Source organism: Rhizobium sp. CF122 (assembly GCF_000282035.1).
Lineage (GTDB): Bacteria > Pseudomonadota > Alphaproteobacteria > Rhizobiales > Rhizobiaceae > Rhizobium.
Genome location: NZ_AKKA01000120.1, coordinates 1 through 17324 on the forward strand (window position 1 = coordinate 1; position 17324 = coordinate 17324).

Genomic DNA, 17324 nt, shown 5'->3' on the forward strand with positions numbered 1-17324 from the left:
CCGAAGCGTGGTACTGTATTGATGGGCGGTGTGGGTTCGGCATCGTTCGTGCAAGACTGAGCCTCACCCAAGAAGACCTGGCTTGCGCCAGGAGCGCGCCTGCCGCAAGGGCGCGGTCGGCGATAACAGGTACGGTCCACATTCGTGGGTCGTACCGTTTGCCCAGAGACAGGATCCGCCCGCTATCGCCCCTGCAACGGCCGCGCGCTGCCTAGGATTGCCGGACCTGCAGGCTACGCCATGACGGATGAAGCGTTCTCATCAAGAGCAGCTCTCTTTCTGCGCTCGTCCTGAAGCTGACCAGCGGCCGACCGATCTCTCGGATCTTTCTATCAAACTCGTTTTGGGCCACCGACAGTGGATTGTCGTCAAGACATGACTGAGGTGCGCGCCTACACCTGAGGTTTTTTGATCATATTTTCTGCCGCACAAAGCCGCGTTTTGGCCTAGCCTCAATCAAGCAATACAAGCTTGGGAGGATTGGATGAGCGCGTGGATTAAGGCCTGTGGGATCGATGACATCGACAATGAGGACGTGATCCGTTTTGATCACGAAGGCAAGACCTTCGCCATATACCGCAGCCCTGATGACAACTTCTACGCAACCGATGGAATGTGCTCCCACGAAAAGGTGCACCTCGCCGACGGATTGGTGATGGACCACATCATCGAGTGTCCAAAACACAATGGCAGGTTTGACTACCGTTCCGGCGAGGCACGTGGGGCCCCTGTCTGCGTCAATCTCAGGACATACCGGACAAAGGTGGAAGGCGGCAGCGTCTACCTCGGCCTGGAGTGACGCGCTATGGCAGAGTTTGTCATCGTCGGAGGCGGCCAGTGCGGCGCCAGAGCAGCGCTCGCACTGCGTGATCAGGGATTTGATGGTCGCATCACGTTGATCGGAGAGGAACGGCACCTTCCCTACGAACGTCCGCCCTTGTCGAAAGAGCACCTGATGTCTTCGGAGGGCATCGAGCCGCCTTTTATCGTCAGCAGTGCGGTGCTCGCAGAGCAGTCGATAGAGATGATGACGGGCGATGCGGCTGTCGGATTGGACCGAGAAAACCGGTCCATTCGACTGGCGAGCGGACGCCGCATTTCCTATGACAAGCTGTTACTCGCGACGGGTTCATCACCACGACGGCTCCCATCCGTGGAAGGCATGGATCATGTTTTCTATTTGCGCACGCACGACGATGCACAGCGGCTATCGCAGCGTCTTGTCCCCGGCGGGCATCTGGCGATCATCGGCGCAGGCTTCATTGGTTTGGAGCTCGCTGCGGCGGCAAGGCAAAGAGGCCTCGAGGTCACGGTCATCGAAGCTCTGCCGCGTATCCTGATGCGAGCGGTACCGGAAGCAATCGCAGCGCGCGTTCACGCGCTCCACGAGGCCCATGGCGTCCGCATCCTTTGCGGTACAAGCACCGGGCAAATCGCGGCGCGTGCTGCTGGCATCACCCTCTTCCTGAACAACGGCGAAATCCTCGAGACGACGACCCTCGTCGTCGGCATCGGCGCCGAACCCCGCTGCGAACTCGCGCAGCAGGCGGGTCTCTCGGTCGAGAATGGTATTGCCGTCAACGCAGCGCTACAGACGAGCGATCCCGCAATCTATGCCGCCGGGGACTGCTGCTCCTTCCCCTATGGAGGCAAGAGGATCCGTCTGGAAGCATGGCGCAACGCACAGGATCAGGGGGCGCATGCATCCGCTAACATGCTCGGCGCGGAAAAGCCTTACGAGATCGTTCCTTGGTTCTGGTCGGACCAATACGATTTCTCGCTGCAGATCGCCGGCCTGGCCAATGAAACGACGAGCACGATCACTCGGCAGATCGACGAGGAGACGGTGGTGCTATTTCATCTCGCCGACGATCATCGGATTCTAGCCGCAAGCGGCTGGGGACGCGGCAATCGGATTGCGCGGGACATCAAAGTGGCCGAGATGTTGATCGCACAGGGTGCCAAACCTGCGCCAGACGCGCTATCGTCGCCCGCAGTGAGCTTGAAATCTCTCCTGTCGCGGTCATAGACTTGCCAGTTGACAGGGCGGCGATTTTCGAATGGGAGGGTTTTCCTGCATTGCGTTCACCGAAACGCCGTCGGCCCCGACTATCTTACATCCGAACTGGTGATCGCCAATTCCGCCGGCCACGAGTTCGACATCGTGCGGTATCTTCTCGGCGAAGAAATCACCTCGGCGATTGTCGCAAGCCCTCCGGCCACCCGCAACGCCCCGAACAGGCAGCCGCAGTTCATTTTGCTACAGACCGAATCCGGCGTCGTGATCGACATCGAAGTCTTCACGGACGCGCAGTATGGCTACGACGTGCGGGCTGAACTTGTCTGCGAGGATGGAACGGTCGCTCTCGACCCGAGCCCAGCAACCACGCTCCGCTCCAAAGGCCACGACGGATTTCGAACACCTGCCGATTGGCGGCCACGGTTCCGGCAGGCCTATCGTGCGCAATTGGAGGCCTGGACGGCGGGCATCCTCACGCAGACGCCCTTGGGCTCACGTGCATGGGACGGCTACATGGCGATGCTGGTGACAAAGGCCTGCCTGCAGGCCTGGAAAACGGGAACCCGCGCGGCAGTCGAGATTCCCGAAAGGCCGTCTCTTTATCGGTAACGGAAAAACCTGGCGAAAATCGGCTCGCAGGCGACGCTCCGGACGGGGAAGTCATTTAGGAACGAGAAACGACCCGCTTAACGCGAGGCTGCTTCTCTATCGGCAAACCGTTCTGTACCTGGTGATGTAGTGGTTGTGGCTTCGGTGCTGGTAAGGCACCCTCCAGCATACGTCGCGGTAAGCGTAGCGCGGCCGGTCATAGTCACGGTACCTTGGGCCGTATCGGTAGTAACGAGGCGGTGGCGGATCGTCATAATACCTCGAGTCGCCGGAACCGAACTCGAAATAGATACCTTGCGCTTCGGCAGGTGCGCTCGCCAGTAGTGCTGCGAGGCCGGCCACTGCGATAATCAACCGTTTCATGGTCAGTCTCCTTTCTCTGGAGATTTAACGCACCAGACCCGTGTATGGTTCACGCGTTTGAGGTCTGATAGGACCTAAGTCCTTCGAGGGACTTGCCTCTTGATGGAAAAACAGCAGAAGAAAAGCCCCGCGGTGTTGGCGGGGCTCTTTAGTATCGGGACATCTCAAAACAACGTGCCTAAGGCGACACGACCTGAAAAAACGCCGCTGGTTCGTTTCTGTTCCCGACCGTTGTTCGTATTGTCTAGAGATCGATCTATGAACCCGCGCGCCACGTCGATGAAGGCGCGCAACTGCTTCTCGTCTCGGACTCCTTGGCGATAAAACTCGATGATGATTGAGGCGATCCGTTCGGACTCAACCGGGACACGGTGGTTCCTCCCTCCTCCAGAGGCGGAAAGGAGCCCCGCAGGAAGCGGGGCAAACGACAGGGACATTTGGAAAGGCCAAGGCGCAGTGTGCGAATCGCCTTGGAACTCTACCTAGAACGCGACGCTGGACTGTTGGTTCCCATTGCCTTGCATGGTCTTCACGCAATGTGGCTTGGTTCCGGGAAAGGGCCTCACCGGCTGGCAGTCTCGGCGCTCGATCTCCCGGGGAATGGCGAGACACATTCGCGCCTCGGGCCGCCATACGGCTGGTAGGTATTGGCTTCTCTACCCATAGGATGCATAGCGCGCCGTGGACCGCGCGACGTGGCTAGAACTCACGCTCACTGAGCCCGTAAGCACCATGGACGGGCCTGCAAATGGAGACAGACAGGTCCGGATTGGCCGCTGTAGGAGCAGTAGGTATCACGGGCAGGATCGCAGGACCGGTACGGTGACGCGCACCATTGCTGGTGCTCATTGTGGGACGATGCTTCGGCGGCATCCGACGGCACGTTCTCGGAAACCGGGCTTGCCGCAAGGTCCGCCACCGCGCGTGTGGCGGCCAAGTTGAAATGTCCGCCATCGTGCATCCAGGCACGATACTCCAGTCAACGCCAGATATTGAAGTGGGTCTGCATATACTCGATGCACCGCCGATTAGCCTCGTTTCGGTCAACACCTTCAATGGTGGCGAGGAATAGGGAATCGACATCGTGTGCTTCGGTGGGGTTCGGCTCTTCTAGCCCTGAGGGTAGCCAAATCGGAACGCCCTTGAGGGCAAGCATGCCGGACAACCAATAATCATCAACGGCCCAAAGGACATGAGGAATTTCATAGGCGATGTCATCGAAAAACTCAGGTCGCACCACGACGCCGCCGAGCCCTTGAAGCACGTCAACGTAGCCGCCTCGCTCAACCAAGCTCGGCATTGGTCTCGGCAGCTCCATGCGAAGGAACTTGGTCGCTAATTTGTAGCGAAGTCGGCGGGCGCGGAGTGCCATATTCGTTTTGCGCCTGCGCACCGCTCTCGGAAAAAACGCCGAAGACTTCGCAAAATCCGTTGGCACATCCTTGCCTATCAGGGCGATACACTCTTTTGGCCGCTCTTCCTGCGCCACAAACAACTGAGACGCCCAATTGGGCGGAAATACCTTGTCGTCGTCACAGAACAGAATTTGCACGCTTTTACCTCGGAGGTCGCGCGCCGCAAAAAGCACCTTGGAGGCTGGCCCCATATCCTCGTCGGGCCGCACTATTGTAATGCCCTCCGGCACCAGCGGGAGCGAACCGTCATACTCCGGGAACCGGCGATACCGTTTCGGAATGTAAAGTCGGATTTCGTCTATCGGGCCGTTCTGCTTTACTAGGCTGTTGAGGGTCGGAGCGAGTTTATCGAAACGTGATGGAATGCTGGAAAGTGATATAATACGCAACGTGGATGCTCGTAGGAAAGATGATGCATTTGATGACGGTTCTGCTGGCCGTCTCTGCCACTTCCAGTTGCGCTAAGTCAATGAGAGGGAGCCTAAGCCCTCGTGAAGCTGTCGTGATCATGCATAAATAGCACCGAGACTGTTTACACCCTCTACACCCGCTTCAGAAACACGACGGCCACCTGGCCTTCCATCGCGCTGCCAGAACCATTGGAGCGGGAGTTTCAGAGCAAAGCGCGCGCTGCGCAGCTTGACGTGCGAAGCGATGAAGCCCTGGAGAGCCGCTGGAACGAGATTGAGCCCGCCGCATTCCGGAACAGGAACGTAACGCGAATTTGGCAACCGATTTACTGAAAAACTGGGCAGCCGAAAACTTCCGCCGCATTCCCAATTAAGTAATGATTTCAAGATGTTTTGGTGGGTGATGTAGGGCTCGAACCTACGACCCGCTGATTAAGAGTCAGCTGCTCTACCAACTGAGCTAATCACCCGTAACCGCCGTGTTGCGCGGTGTGAGGGGGCGTATAAACAGGATCGTTCGGCTTGTCTAGCGCCTGCTCGAAAATTCTTTGGTTAAATGCGAAGATTTTTGCGCATGGCTGAAATGCAATGAAATCAAAGGTCCAGCGTTCCGCTTGCGATACGCACCGCCTGCCCGCCAATCCGGGCATTCGAGATCGCTCCGCCTTCGATATCCATATGCAGATGGATCAACGATGGTCGGCCCATTTCCACACCTTGCTCGACCATCACCCCATGGTGTCCGTCCGTCAGGCGATCGAAATGGTGAATGGTGCCGGATAGCGCGGCCACTGCCGCCCCCGTGGCCGGGTCCTCCACGATCCCCATGCCGCTCGCAAACATCCGCGCATGGAACTTCGCGGCATGGTTTACACCGCCCCGACAGTAGATATAGGCAGAGGCAAGCGCGCCATCGACAAAGGGAACGGTCGCTTCCCAAAGTTGCGGGTCGAAATCCATTCGCTGCGCCGCGCCGACGTCGTGGATGGGAACCATGAGGAATGGCACTCCCGCACTCCAGAGCGATGGCACGTGGTTCTCAAAGCCGATTTCCGTCGTCCTCAGCGACAGCGCATTGGCAATTCCAAGCTTGTCGAGCGGCATGGTGATTTGCTGCGACTTCCGCGGCAGGTCGAACTCGGCAAAGCTCGCCTCGCCCTCCCGCAGCCGAACCGCACAACGCACCGGCCCGACATTCTCCTCCAGTACCGAAACGAGATCGATGGTCGACTTACCGTGTGCATGCTCGGCAAGAGCGATCGCTGTGCCGACCGTCGGGTGTCCCGCAAAGGGCAATTCGCGACCGGGCGTGAAGATACGAATCCGCGCCGTATAGGCTGGATTGTCTGCGGGCTGGACGAAGACCGTTTCCGAAAGATTTGTTTCCTTGGCGATCGCCTGCATGGCGTCATCGCTGAGCTCGTCACCATCGAAGATGACGGCGAGCGGGTTACCGGCGAGTCTGCGGTCGGTGAACACGTCGTAGACGCTGTAGCTGCGCGCCACATCGGCCTCCTTGTCTCGGTCCTCGTTTCGCCAACCTGCCCGACCAGAAGACCGAGCGCAAGGCGTTAAGCGCCTCGCCTTTCTCCAAAGTACCAGTCGATGACCGGGAGCATCGCAATGTTGTAGGGGTGCGCCTTGGGATCGGCCGAACGTATCGCAACCGCGCCGGCAATCTCCTTGTCATCGGCTACCAGCATGTGTGCGTGGATCTTCTCAATCACCTCATTCGCGGTCAGATCGAAGCGAAAGAGACGCAGCACCGTTACGGTGCGCCTGACATGGCTTGCATAGTACCGATCGCCCGCCTGGGCATCATTGAGGTCAAGCCCCGTCTCCTCGAGCACCTCGCGGCGCATGTTGCCCTCGACGTCGCAGCGGTCTCCGGAAATGTCCTCGGGCTCCAGAGAGCCGGCGGCGAAATACACCTGGCCGGGATTGGCTGTGTGGCTACCCATGCGGATCGCTACCAGCGCGCCATCGGATGTCTCCAAAACAGGATAGGCGAACAGGTGGATGCCACCCTGCCGGCTCGCCTGACGGCGCCACCACATAAATGTCGAAAACGGTATGACGTGGCCTTCGGCCGCTATACTACCGCTATCGGTCAGCGCCAGCCGCGTCTGAAAGACCATTCGGCCATCGAACAGCGCCGGGTTCGCAGCAGTTTCCTTTTCCCAGTTTTCCCGAATCGCCTCACGTTGCGCGAGATAGAAGGGATGGTCTCCCGACAGCACGCGGAGATCCAGACCGGCAATCGGAAATACGGTCTGCTCCGGCGGCCAGCCGGCGAAATCCTCTGAAAAATGAATGCTCATATCAAATCCAATGTCATGACAACGGGGCAATGGTCGGAGGCTTTCGGTCGATCCCAGCCCGTGCGGGGATAACGCTCGACCTCCTGGCCGGGCGGAAAGACGGTGCGATAAGGCTGACCATATCGGATAATCTCCGGCAGGCGGCCAGCATTGGATCTGGCGAGTGCGTCCGACAACCAGATGTAGTCGAGCTGACACAGCCATTGCTCCTCGGGCCCGCGAGCATGGTAGAGCGTCCAGCGATCGAGCGGATCACGGCGGCGGACGACGTTCTCGGCAAATCCGTCATGACTGAAGACATCGAGTGCGCTGACGCTCTCGTCTCGATGCTCGAAACGGTACCCTGTGCGGCGCCGTCCTATGACGTCGACGCGCTCCTGATAGTCGTTCATGTCGCCGCAGATGACGAACCGCTTGTCATCGATGTGACCGCCGAAGCAGTCCTCGATAATACGGCGCACCGCCAGCGCCTCGGCCCGCCGCACGGGCATCGTGCCGAGCCTGCTGTCGACGCCTTCCGTGCGCGGTCCGTCCATCGATTTGAAGTGGACCACATAGAGCGACAATGGCACGCCACCAATCTCGAGGTCCAGTTCCAGGCAGTCGCGCTTGAAGATCTTGTCGTCGATGCGGTTGGTCAGCGCCAGCTGGTCGTTGAAAAGCCCGAGATCGCGATAGGTGAGCATCGCATGGCTCTTGATCTGCCTGAGCTCGATCTTCTGCCCGTCGCGCGTCTCTTCCCGCATCAGGACCGCAACGTCGATCCCGCGGCTGTCATTGCCCTCGACCAGATATTTTTGCCGATAGCCGTTGCCGACCATCCGGAACAGATAGCCGTATTCGAAGGCCTGCAGCGCCTCCATATTGTCGACCTCCTGCAGGCACAGAATGTCGGCGTCGGCATCCGCGATCGCCAGCGCCGTCATCTGCCGGGTATCATCGGTCGAGGAAATCACCCGTGCCTGCTCGAGCTGCTGGTACACGCCTTCACTACGCACATCGAAAAGCTTGATCACTCGATCCTGGCGCAGCTGGTTGCGGAAGCCGGTGAAGTCGAAACGCGTCATGAGATTTTCGACGTTGAAAGTGGCGAGGCGAAGCGACATCGAGCATTTCCAGTTGACGTTGCACCATTAGTAGTGGCTAGCGCCTGCTTCGGAAAGACGTTTTGAAATCAGAGGCGCCAGGCGGCCCGCGCCACCGCCCGCACGCTTTCGCCAACCTGCAGCCGCTCCCGGCTGAAGGCCCGAAGCACCTGCCCGTCCCCAAGCAGCAGCTCCACGGCATAGCGCTCGCCTTCGTAGAGAATGGATTCGACGCGTGCCGGGATTCCCTCACCCGCGATAAAGACATCCTCCTGCCGCACCAACACATCCGCCTTTGGCCGATCATCGGCCTTGTCGGAGAACAGCGGTTCGAGGGCGCACCAGTCGAGTCGTCTGATGTCGCCAGCTGGAGACGGAAGCGAGAGAATTGCGCCGCGACCGATCAACCCTCCAACCAGCCGGCCCTCCGGCCGGGCATAAATCTCCGCCGGCGGTGCAGCCTGCAGGAGGCGTCCTTCGGACATAACGGCCACGTCTGTTGCGAGTGCCATCGCCTCGCTCTGATCGTGCGTGATATAGATCATCGTCGCGCCCGAGCGCTGGTGGAACTCGCGAAATGTTTCCTCCATCTCCTGTTTCAAGTGCCGGTCGAGATTGGCAAGCGGCTCGTCGAGCAGCACGACGTCAGGTGACGACACGAGGCAGCGCGCCAGTGCCACCCGCTGTCGCTGGCCACCGGACAGATCGGCGGGACGGCGCTCGGCGTGATCGGCGAGCCTGACCGTCGCCAGCGCCTCGCGGACCTTGTGCTTGTAAGCCTCGCCGGAAATACCGCGCACCTTCAAGGGATAGCCGACATTGTCCGCGACACTCATATGCGGCCAAAGTGCATAGGATTGAAACACCATCGCCATATTGCGCCGTTCCGGCGGCAGCGACCGGGAGGCGTCTGCAAGCAGCCGCTCGCCAAGATGGATAGAGCCATCCGTCGGGGTCTCGAAACCCGCGATCATCCGCAGCACCGTCGTCTTGCCGCAACCCCACGGTCCAAGCAGCGCCAGAAAGCCGCCGTGCCGCACCTTCAGGGAAAAATCTGTAACGGCAGCGCGCCCGGTGCCGAAATCCTTGGCCAGACGATTGAGGATCAGTTCCGCCACGGCACGACTCCTCGTGGCAAACGTTTTGCCATCAGTTCCAGAAGCAGCATCATGACAACGACCATGAGGACGACGAGCACCGAGAGCGCCGATGCCAGATCGGAGCTGCCGCTATCGTCGAGATTGTAGATTGCCACGCCAAGCGTCTGCGTCCCGGCAGACCACAGGAGTGCGGAGATGGTGAGCTCATTGCACGCGATCAGGAAGACCAGAATGACCGATGCTCCCGCGGCAGGGGCGATCAATGGCACGATGATATCGACAAGCCGCCGGAAGAAGCCCGCTTCCGCGAGCCGTGCCGCCTCCTCTAGCGCCGGATCGAGTTGATGAAACGCACTGACGACGGGCTTTAGGCCGACAGCAAAGAAGCTCGAGAGATAGGCGATCAAGATAATCCAGATCGTGCCGTAAAGTGTCACGTGCAGGATGGGAATCGGCGCGGCAAATACGAGAATGAAGGACACGGCGATGACGATACCGGGCAGCGAATAGGGAATCTCGATCAGGCTGGAAACAATCCGGCTCAAAAGGTCTTTGCGTCGCGTCAAGGCGTAAGCTGCAAGCACGGTCACCACCAGGAGACACAATGCCGTCCCCGCAGCGAGAGACAGCGAGTTGACGAACGCTGTCCGCGTGACCGCTTGCCGGAAGAGGATTTCGTAGAACGCGCTTGCCGACATCGTCTTGATGGTGAGCGGCACGCCATAGGCCGGCACGAGCGCACCGGCCAAGAGAGCGAAGAATGGTGCTGCCAGAATGAAGAAAAGGCAGAGCCAGAGCAGAGGCTGCACGAGAAACTTCCAGCCTCCCAATTCGAAGGCCGCGCTTGCGCCCGAGAGCCCAAGCACGCGGTAATCGCGTCCACGCAAGGCGCGGTCCTGAATGGCAAGTCCGGCAACGGAAATGATCGCGATGATCGCCGAAAGCAACGCCACGTCACCGAAAGTCCGGCTGGTGAAGGCCGAGAATTTGGTAAAGATCAGCGTCGGGAGCGTGTAGATTAAGGCGGGTATGCCGAGGATTGCCGGAATGCCGAAATTGCCGGTGCAGGAGACGAAAGAAATTGCAGCTCCGGCAATGATGCCGGGCAGCGAAAGCGGCAGGATGATGTCGCGGAAAACCCGAAGACTACCGGCTCCGGCGAGACGCGCAGCCTCGACGCCATCGCGGGGCAGTGCCATCAGGCCGGTCCGGAGAGCAAGATAAACGAGCGGCGCATGCTGCACGCCGTAGAGCAGCGATATGCCGCCAACCGAATAAAGCGGCTGCGACGATCCGAGCGGAGGTGCAATGTGCAGCGCCTTCAGCAGCGGGCTTGACGGCCCGGACATCTGCACCCAGGCAAGCGCCGTCACCTGCGGCGGGATCATCATCGGCAGGACGAACAGAAAGCTCAGCAGGCCTTTACCGCGAATATCCGTCAGGGTCAGCAGGAATGCGAAAGTGCAGCCGATGGCGAGCGAGATCAGCGTCCCAAGAATGGCTGTGACGAGCGTGTAGTAGGTCGCCGACCAGAGCGCGGGATCGCGAAGTACCGCGCCAAGGCCGCCATTTGAGAGCGCGGCAATGCCTGCAATCGCGAGCCGCGCCAACGGCAGCACGCTCAGGATCAGGACGATGATAACGACAAAAGGAAACAGCCAGGCAGGCTGGCTGTTTCCGGGACGGACATATCCGTACATCGGCTTTCCAGCGACGATCAGTTCGAGCCGTAGATGCCGGAGAAGGTCTTGCGGTCCTGATCGGTGTTCTTCAGCGCCTCGGGGGCATTTATCGGCAGCACCTTGATGCTGTCGCGAGCAGGAAAACCTTCCGGCAGCTTCATGCCGTTGCGAGCTGGGATGTAGCCGAGCTTGAGGAAGCCTTCCTGCCCCTTTTCAGAGAGCACGTAGTCCACGAATTTCTTCGCGGCATCGGCGTTCTTCGAGCTGGCGAGAATACCGACTGGCTCCGTTACCGCGGAAACGCCTTCGGTCGGGAAGACAAACTCGACCGGCGCACCCTTGGCCTTCTCGCGGATCGGCATGTAGTCGACGACCATGCCGAAAGCCTTTTCGCCAGAGGCGACCGACTTGAGGACCGCACCGTTGCCGCCGGCAGCCGTCGCGCCATTGGCGGCGAGATCCTTGTAGAAGTCCCAACCAAGACCATCGACTGCGGCCAGCGTCTGCGCGTGAATGAGGGCTGCGCCAGATGTCAGCGGGCTCGGCATGGTCACGAGACCCTTCGCTTCAGCCTTGGTCAAATCCTTCCAGCTCGTCGGTTTGAACGCCGCGGAGGTATTCCAGACGATACCGGTGGTGATCAGCTTCGTCGAATAATAGTAGCCGTCGGCGTCGTAGAGCGCGGCGTCATAGCTTGCGGCTTCCGGCGACTTGTAGGCGAGCAGCTTACCGGCTTCCTTCAGGCGCTCGAGCGTCACCGTGTCGGCAATCAGCAGAAGGTCGGCAACGGGATTGCCCGCCTCGATTTCCGCCTGCAACCTGGCCATGATCTTCGGCGTGCCATCGCGCACCCAATCCACCTTGACGTCAGGATTGGCAGCCATGAAGCCATCCACGGTCGCCTGCGCATCTTCGTTCGGCTGGCTCGTGTAGAGAACGAGATTGGCGGCGGATGCCGGGATTGCAAGCAAGCTCGCAGCGAGCAGCGCGGCGGCGGAAACGATCGTCTTCATGATGCATCCTCGGTGATGGGAGAGTTGTTCCTTAGCCACCGCGGATAACATGATTGTGACAGTCGTCTTCGTGGCGCTGACACGCATCGCGCCCTTGACCCGCTTACCCCGCCCCTATCTTCTACCGCACGTTTTGACTCAAGCATTTTGGGAGGACGCATATGGAATACCGCCTTCTCGGCCGCTCCGGCCTCAAGATTTCGACTGTAACGATGGGCACGATGACGTTCGGCGGCCAAGGCTGGGCGAAGATGGTCGGCGATCTCGGCGTTGCCGAAGCGCGCAGGCTCGTCGACATGTGCCTCGACGCCGGCGTCAACCTGATCGATACGGCTGACGTCTACTCGCAGGGCGTCTGCGAGGAAATTCTCGGCGAGATCATCGGCGGGCCACGCAAGAACGGCGTACTGATCGCGACCAAGGCGCGCTTTCGCATGGGAGACGGCGCAAACGACACCGGCTCCTCGCGCTATCATCTCATCAGCGCCTGCGAAGCGAGCCTCCGACGTCTGAAGACTGACGTCATCGATCTCTACCAGCTTCACGAATGGGACGGACAGACGCCTCTCGAAGAAACCATGGAGGCGCTCGACACGCTCGTGCGCCAGGGCAAGGTCCGCTATGTCGGCTGCTCGAATTTCTCAGGCTGGCACATCATGAAGGCGCTCGGCGTCAGCGAGAGGGAAAGGCGGGAACGGTTCGTCAGCCAGCAGATCCACTACACGCTCGAAGCGCGTGATGCGGAATACGAACTGCTGCCGATCAGCATAGACCAGGGACTCGGCGTGCTTGTCTGGAGCCCGCTTGCTGCCGGCCTGCTTTCCGGCAAACATCGTCGCAACCAGGCCGCACCGGAAGGTTCGCGTCAATTTGCCGGGTGGACAGAGCCGCCGATCCGCGACGAAGACCGCCTGTGGAATATCGTGGAAACATTGGTGGCGATCGCCGACGAGCGTGGCGTCTCGGCAGCACAGGTGGCGCTTGCCTGGCTGATCGGCCGCAAGGCCGTCACCTCAGTGATCATTGGCGGTCGCACCGAAGCTCAATTCAAGGATAACTTGGCTGCCGCCCACCTGACGCTGACCGAGGACGAGCGCAAGCGCCTCGACGCGGTCAGCCTGCCGCCGGTGCTTTATCCGTATTGGCACCAGCTCAACACGGCAAGCGACCGGCTGAGTGAGGCCGATCTGGAATTGTTCGGCCCACACCTTGATCGATAACGCCGTCCGACAATGTCGGCCGCTTTTTCAGCCGTCGATTTCGCCAGCGATCAGCGCGCCGAGGCGGCCGATCCCCTCTTCGATCATCTGATCGTTGGCGCAGGAGAAGCTGACGCGGAAGGTATTCTCACCCGAACCGTCGGCGAAGAATGCCTTGCCGGGGACGAAAGCGACCTTGGCCGTTTCCAGCGACTTGGCGAGCAGCTTCGCGCCGTCCATGCCCTTCGGCAGCGTCACCCAGATGAACATGCCGCCTTCCGGCTTGGTCCAGCTCGTTCCGGCCGGCATGTACTTCTCAAGTGCCGCCAGCATCACATTCCGGCGATGACTGTAGACCGACTTGATCTTGGCGACCTGAGCATCGAAACCGCGCTCGGCGACGTGCGCGATCGCCATCTGATTGATCGTCGAGGAATGCAGGTCAGCCGCCTGCTTCATCAGCACCAGTTTGCGGATGACAGGAGCATTGGCAACGATGAAGCCGACACGAAGGCCCGGCGCCAGCGTCTTCGAGAAGCTGCCGCAATAAATGGTGCGTGTGTCGTTGATGTGTCCCTTCTTCGCGATTTCCGTCGCCAGGATCGGTGCGATCGGCGTCCCATCGTAACGCAGCGACTGGTACGCTGCGTCTTCGATGACCGCGATATCGAGCTCCTCTGCCAACGCGAGAACCTTTTCTCGTCCGGGCTGATCGACAGTTTCGCCCGTTGGGTTGGCAAAGTCGGCCGAGAGATAGGCGAACTTCACCTTGCCGCCGGCAGCAGCCGCCTGCGCCTTGTACGATGCGGGCGTCCGGTTGCCGTTCGGCGTCAGCTGGTCATAGGTCGGCTCGTAGGCGTTGAAGGCCTGCAGCGCACCGAGATAGGTAGGCCAGGTGACGAGCGCCGTGTCATCAGGCGAGAGGAAAAGCTTGCCGAGATAATCCAGACCCTGCTGTGAACCAGAAACGATGAAGACGTTATCGAGGTCGCAAGGGATGCCGATGGCGGCCATCTGCTTGATCAGCCATTCGCGAAGCGGCTTGTAGCCTTCGCTGACGGAATACTGCAGCGCCGAGTTTACGGCGGAGCTGTTGAAGATATCGGCGTAAGCGGCCTTGAATTCCTGATCGGGGAAAAGTGCCGGATCCGGGATGCCGCCAGCAAAGGAAATGATATCAGGGCGGTCAAGAAGCTTAAGAAGCTCGCGAATCTCCGATGCGCGCATACGTGAAGAACGCGTCGCGAATATGCTTTCCCAATTCAACATGGGCATTTCCTCGTAATTTTTTGTCTTTAGGCGACAGAACCACGCAACAAATGATAAGTCAACATTACTGACCTATTTGTTTGTCACGGTGACAAGTCTGGGCGCCTTTTAGTCCAAAAAATCAGAGACAGCGACCGGAAAAAACGCCGGGGAAGCCCCGCTCCCGAGGGGAGCGGGGCTTCCCCGTAAGCATCGGGTCACTGGCGGAAAAGCGATGCGATCTGCTCTTGTGTCGGCAGCTGGCCTCGCGGCGTGAGCTTGTCGACCACCCCAGGTAGGACGCTCGACAATTGGTTCAGCAACTCCTGCTCGCTGATTCCCGCCTGACGTGCGAGATCGCTAATCGTCTTGGAGCCCAGCGCTTCATTGAGGCTGCCCGGCGCGATCGGCTTGTTCTGCCCGGGCTGGACCCAGGAATCCACCGTATCGCCCTGCCCGGCTTCGGTCAGCTTGCCGAGAAGGCCACCCAGACCGCCGAGCCCACCCAAAAGCCCGCCGTTACCGGTCTGTGGACCAGCCTGCGGATTGGCCTGCTGGGCGGCTGGATCGGTCTGGCTGCCCGCACCACCGAGAAGCTTTCCCACTAACAACGCGCCAAGAGCAATCATGATCGGCTTTGATATATTTCCACCTGGAACGGCGTCGTCAAAGATACCCATGCCATCCTCCTTTTGGTTTCTTCATTCCACGGAACAACAACTGTAGAATGAAAGCATAAGGCTCTCGCGAACCTTGAATTCCCCGACGAGCTATTTAGCTTAAACGGGAAGATGGTCTGAATATTCAACCAATCAAGGAGGGGAATGGCAGATGTCAGTAATCGGTTGGATTATCCTTGGACTGATCGCAGGATTCATCGGCAGTAAGATCGTCAACAAGTCAGGCGCGGGCATGCTAATGGACATCGTCCTTGGCGTCGTCGGTGCAATCGTCGGCGGCGTCATCTTCAGTTTCTTCGGTGCGTCGGGCGTGACGGGCTTCAATATCTACAGCCTTGTCGTCGCCGTCATCGGTGCCGTTGTGGTTCTCTGGCTCTACCACGCCGTCAGCGGGCGCCGCTCCATCTAGTTCGCTATTTCTTCATCGAGAAAATATCCGCCGCCTCAAAGGCGGCGGCATTGTGCGTGTAACTCCGGCCTTGACTCATCGGGCGAACGATCATGGCAGACAAGAGTACATCTTCATTCTACGACGACAACGCGGCCAGCTACGCCTCGCGCGAGCGCATTTTGCCGATTCGACGGCTGGATGCCTTTCTCTCGCTGTTGCCTCCGGGCGCAGCCGTCCTGGATTTGGGGTGCGGTGGCGGTCAGGACAGTGCCTACATGCTGTCGAAGGGCTTCGACGTAACGCCGACAGACGGATCGGCGGCAGTCGCAAAGCAGGCAGAGACGCTTCTCGGACATCCTGTTGCGGTCCTGCGCTTCGAGGATTTGGACGAGGAGGAAGCCTTCGACGGCGTCTGGGCCGAGGCCAGCCTGTTGCATGTCCCGCGAGCCGCCCTTCCCGAGGTGCTGGAACGGATCCGCACCGCGCTGCGGCCCGGCGGCACCTTCCATGCCACCTTCAAGGCAGGCGAGGCTGAGGGGCACGACGGCTTCGGTCGATACTATAATTACCCATCGGCGGAGCTTCTGTCGGAAATGCTGAGCAATGGCATCTGGCACAACATTGTCATCAGCGAAGGCGACGGCACCGGCTACGACGGAAAGCCGACCCGCTGGCTTGCGGTGCGGGCGCAAAAATAAAGGCCGGAGCTTTCGCCCCGGCCCTGTTAAGACAGCAGTCTGAAACCGCCTAGTTGACGGACTTGTCGACCAGCTTGTTCTTGCCGATCCACGGCATCATGCCGCGAAGCTTGGCGCCGACTTCTTCGATCTGGTGGCTGTCGTTCATGCGGCGGATGCCCTTGAAGCGCGAACCGCCTGCCTTGTACTCCTGCATCCAGTCGGACGTGAATTTGCCCGTCTGGATGTCGTGCAGGACGCGCTTCATTTCAGCCTTGGTTTCAGCCGTGATGATGCGCGGGCCGGTGACGTATTCGCCCCACTCGGCCGTGTTGGAGATCGAGTAGTTCATGTTGGCGATGCCGCCTTCATAGATCAGGTCGACGATCAGCTTCACTTCGTGCAGGCACTCGAAGTAGGCCATTTCCGGCGCATAACCGGCTTCGACCAGGGTTTCGAAACCAGCGCGGATGAGCTCGACGAGACCGCCGCAGAGAACGACCTGTTCGCCGAAGAGGTCGGTTTCGCACTCTTCGCGGAAGTTGGTTTCGATGATGCCCGAACGACCACCGCCGACGCCGCAGGCGTAGGAGAGAGCCAGTTCAAGCGCATTGCCGGAAGCGTTCTGGTGAACGGCAACGAGGCAGGGAACACCGCCGCCCTTCTGATATTCGCCGCGAACCGTGTGGCCGGGGCCCTTCGGCGCGATCATGACGACGTCGAGCGAAGCCTTCGGCTCGATCAGGCCGAAGTGAACGTTGAGGCCGTGCGCAAAAGCGATCGCAACGCCGTCACGGATGTTGGCTGCAATTTCGCTCTTGTAGATATCGGCCTGCAGCTCGTCCGGGGTCGCCATCATGATCAGGTCGCCCCACTTGGCAGCGTCGGCAACGGTCATGACCTTGAAGCCGTCAGCCTCTGCCTTCTTGATGGTTGCCGAACCGGCCTTGAGAGCGATCGCAACGTTGGCATGGCCGCTGTCCTTGAGGTTCAGGGCGTGTGCGCGACCCTGGGAACCGTAGCCGACGATGACGACGTTCTTCGACTTGATGAGGTTGAGATCTGCATCACGATCGTAATAGACGCGCATTGTTCTTTCCTTCCCTTTGCT

General features: G+C 59.7%; 17 protein-coding genes and 1 tRNA gene. 6 read left to right on the forward strand and 12 right to left on the reverse strand.

What is annotated here, in order from left to right:
* Positions 1-484: 484 nt before the first annotated feature.
* The 3 genes from PMI09_RS27465 to PMI09_RS27475 are packed head-to-tail and all read left to right on the forward strand — an operon-like array spanning position 485 to position 2629.
* A complete protein-coding gene (locus PMI09_RS27465) occupies positions 485-799 on the forward strand; it encodes a MocE family 2Fe-2S type ferredoxin (protein ID WP_007802086.1) in 315 nt (104 codons plus the stop codon).
* 6 nt (positions 800-805) lie between these two features.
* On the forward strand, positions 806-2029 hold the full coding sequence (locus tag PMI09_RS27470; RefSeq protein WP_007802087.1) for an NAD(P)/FAD-dependent oxidoreductase: 1224 nt from the start codon (positions 806-808) through the stop codon (positions 2027-2029).
* A 9-nt stretch (positions 2030-2038) separates the two neighbouring features.
* Positions 2039-2629 (forward strand): Gfo/Idh/MocA family oxidoreductase, encoded by a 591-nt coding sequence (locus tag PMI09_RS27475; RefSeq protein WP_162130403.1) that lies wholly within the window; start codon positions 2039-2041, stop codon positions 2627-2629.
* Positions 2630-2725: 96 nt separating this feature from the next.
* Here the strand turns inward: PMI09_RS27475 and PMI09_RS30765 are convergent, their stop codons facing one another.
* From PMI09_RS30765 to PMI09_RS27520, 9 genes are all read right to left on the reverse strand, one after another.
* Positions 2726-2992: a hypothetical protein gene (locus PMI09_RS30765; RefSeq protein WP_007802092.1), complete on the reverse strand. Its 267-nt coding sequence runs from the start codon at positions 2990-2992 to the stop codon at positions 2726-2728.
* A 979-nt stretch (positions 2993-3971) separates the two neighbouring features.
* Positions 3972-4700: a glycosyltransferase family 2 protein gene (locus tag PMI09_RS27485; RefSeq protein ID WP_443216209.1), complete on the reverse strand. Its 729-nt coding sequence runs from the start codon at positions 4698-4700 to the stop codon at positions 3972-3974.
* A 511-nt stretch (positions 4701-5211) separates the two neighbouring features.
* Positions 5212-5287, reverse strand: a tRNA-Lys gene (locus PMI09_RS27490).
* 124 nt (positions 5288-5411) lie between these two features.
* A complete protein-coding gene (locus PMI09_RS27495; RefSeq protein ID WP_007802098.1) occupies positions 5412-6323 on the reverse strand; it encodes a PhzF family phenazine biosynthesis protein in 912 nt (303 codons plus the stop codon).
* 65 nt (positions 6324-6388) lie between these two features.
* On the reverse strand, positions 6389-7138 hold the full coding sequence (locus PMI09_RS27500) for a hypothetical protein (RefSeq protein ID WP_007802101.1): 750 nt from the start codon (positions 7136-7138) through the stop codon (positions 6389-6391).
* Entirely contained in the window at positions 7135-8244 is a 1110-nt protein-coding gene (locus PMI09_RS27505; protein WP_007802104.1) for an endonuclease/exonuclease/phosphatase family protein, read from the reverse strand. Before PMI09_RS27505 ends, PMI09_RS27500 begins: the two co-directional genes overlap by 4 nt.
* A 68-nt stretch (positions 8245-8312) precedes the next feature.
* Positions 8313-9341, reverse strand: coding sequence for an ABC transporter ATP-binding protein (locus PMI09_RS27510; protein WP_007802106.1), 1029 nt, complete (start codon positions 9339-9341; stop codon positions 8313-8315).
* Positions 9329-11023, reverse strand: coding sequence for an ABC transporter permease (locus tag PMI09_RS27515; RefSeq protein ID WP_007802108.1), 1695 nt, complete (start codon positions 11021-11023; stop codon positions 9329-9331). Before PMI09_RS27515 ends, PMI09_RS27510 begins: the two co-directional genes overlap by 13 nt.
* A gap of 17 nt (positions 11024-11040) precedes the next feature.
* Positions 11041-12018: an ABC transporter substrate-binding protein gene (locus PMI09_RS27520; RefSeq protein ID WP_007802109.1), complete on the reverse strand. Its 978-nt coding sequence runs from the start codon at positions 12016-12018 to the stop codon at positions 11041-11043.
* A gap of 161 nt (positions 12019-12179) precedes the next feature.
* Between PMI09_RS27520 and PMI09_RS27525 the strand changes: the two genes are divergently transcribed.
* Positions 12180-13238, forward strand: coding sequence for an aldo/keto reductase (locus PMI09_RS27525; RefSeq protein ID WP_007802112.1), 1059 nt, complete (start codon positions 12180-12182; stop codon positions 13236-13238).
* Positions 13239-13265: 27 nt separating this feature from the next.
* On the opposite strand, the gene PMI09_RS27530 is transcribed toward PMI09_RS27525, so the two are convergent.
* Both PMI09_RS27530 and PMI09_RS27535 read right to left on the reverse strand, forming a co-directional pair.
* Entirely contained in the window at positions 13266-14486 is a 1221-nt protein-coding gene (locus PMI09_RS27530) for an aminotransferase-like domain-containing protein (protein ID WP_007802114.1), read from the reverse strand.
* A gap of 197 nt (positions 14487-14683) precedes the next feature.
* Positions 14684-15145, reverse strand: coding sequence for a YidB family protein (locus tag PMI09_RS27535; protein ID WP_007802116.1), 462 nt, complete (start codon positions 15143-15145; stop codon positions 14684-14686).
* Positions 15146-15296: 151 nt separating this feature from the next.
* On the opposite strand from PMI09_RS27535, the gene PMI09_RS27540 reads away from it, so the two are divergent.
* Both PMI09_RS27540 and PMI09_RS27545 read left to right on the forward strand, forming a co-directional pair.
* Positions 15297-15554: a GlsB/YeaQ/YmgE family stress response membrane protein gene (locus PMI09_RS27540; RefSeq protein ID WP_007802119.1), complete on the forward strand. Its 258-nt coding sequence runs from the start codon at positions 15297-15299 to the stop codon at positions 15552-15554.
* A gap of 92 nt (positions 15555-15646) precedes the next feature.
* The gene (locus PMI09_RS27545) at positions 15647-16234 is read left to right on the forward strand and encodes a class I SAM-dependent methyltransferase (RefSeq protein WP_007802121.1); all 588 of its coding nucleotides are present in this window, start codon (positions 15647-15649) and stop codon (positions 16232-16234) included.
* Positions 16235-16283: 49 nt separating this feature from the next.
* On the opposite strand, the gene ilvC is transcribed toward PMI09_RS27545, so the two are convergent.
* Positions 16284-17303, reverse strand: coding sequence for a ketol-acid reductoisomerase (gene ilvC, locus PMI09_RS27550; protein ID WP_007802124.1), 1020 nt, complete (start codon positions 17301-17303; stop codon positions 16284-16286).
* Positions 17304-17324 lie beyond the last annotated feature (21 nt).

What these genes read in the sequence shown, in the direction of transcription:
- PMI09_RS27505 (WP_007802104.1), bottom strand. Translation starts at nt 8,244, where the DNA reads ATGTCGCTTCGCCTCGCCACTTTCAACGTCGAAAATCTCATGACGCGT.
- PMI09_RS27530 (WP_007802114.1), bottom strand. Translation starts at nt 14,486, where the DNA reads ATGTTGAATTGGGAAAGCATATTCGCGACGCGTTCTTCACGTATGCGC.
- PMI09_RS27535 (WP_007802116.1), bottom strand. Translation starts at nt 15,145, where the DNA reads ATGGGTATCTTTGACGACGCCGTTCCAGGTGGAAATATATCAAAGCCG.
- PMI09_RS30765 (WP_007802092.1), bottom strand. Translation starts at nt 2,992, where the DNA reads ATGAAACGGTTGATTATCGCAGTGGCCGGCCTCGCAGCACTACTGGCG.
- PMI09_RS27545 (WP_007802121.1), top strand. Translation starts at nt 15,647, where the DNA reads ATGGCAGACAAGAGTACATCTTCATTCTACGACGACAACGCGGCCAGC.
- PMI09_RS27520 (WP_007802109.1), bottom strand. Translation starts at nt 12,018, where the DNA reads ATGAAGACGATCGTTTCCGCCGCCGCGCTGCTCGCTGCGAGCTTGCTT.
- PMI09_RS27500 (WP_007802101.1), bottom strand. Translation starts at nt 7,138, where the DNA reads ATGAGCATTCATTTTTCAGAGGATTTCGCCGGCTGGCCGCCGGAGCAG.
- PMI09_RS27525 (WP_007802112.1), top strand. Translation starts at nt 12,180, where the DNA reads ATGGAATACCGCCTTCTCGGCCGCTCCGGCCTCAAGATTTCGACTGTA.
- ilvC (WP_007802124.1), bottom strand. Translation starts at nt 17,303, where the DNA reads ATGCGCGTCTATTACGATCGTGATGCAGATCTCAACCTCATCAAGTCG.
- PMI09_RS27465 (WP_007802086.1), top strand. Translation starts at nt 485, where the DNA reads ATGAGCGCGTGGATTAAGGCCTGTGGGATCGATGACATCGACAATGAG.
- PMI09_RS27515 (WP_007802108.1), bottom strand. Translation starts at nt 11,023, where the DNA reads ATGTACGGATATGTCCGTCCCGGAAACAGCCAGCCTGCCTGGCTGTTT.
- PMI09_RS27540 (WP_007802119.1), top strand. Translation starts at nt 15,297, where the DNA reads ATGTCAGTAATCGGTTGGATTATCCTTGGACTGATCGCAGGATTCATC.
- PMI09_RS27470 (WP_007802087.1), top strand. Translation starts at nt 806, where the DNA reads ATGGCAGAGTTTGTCATCGTCGGAGGCGGCCAGTGCGGCGCCAGAGCA.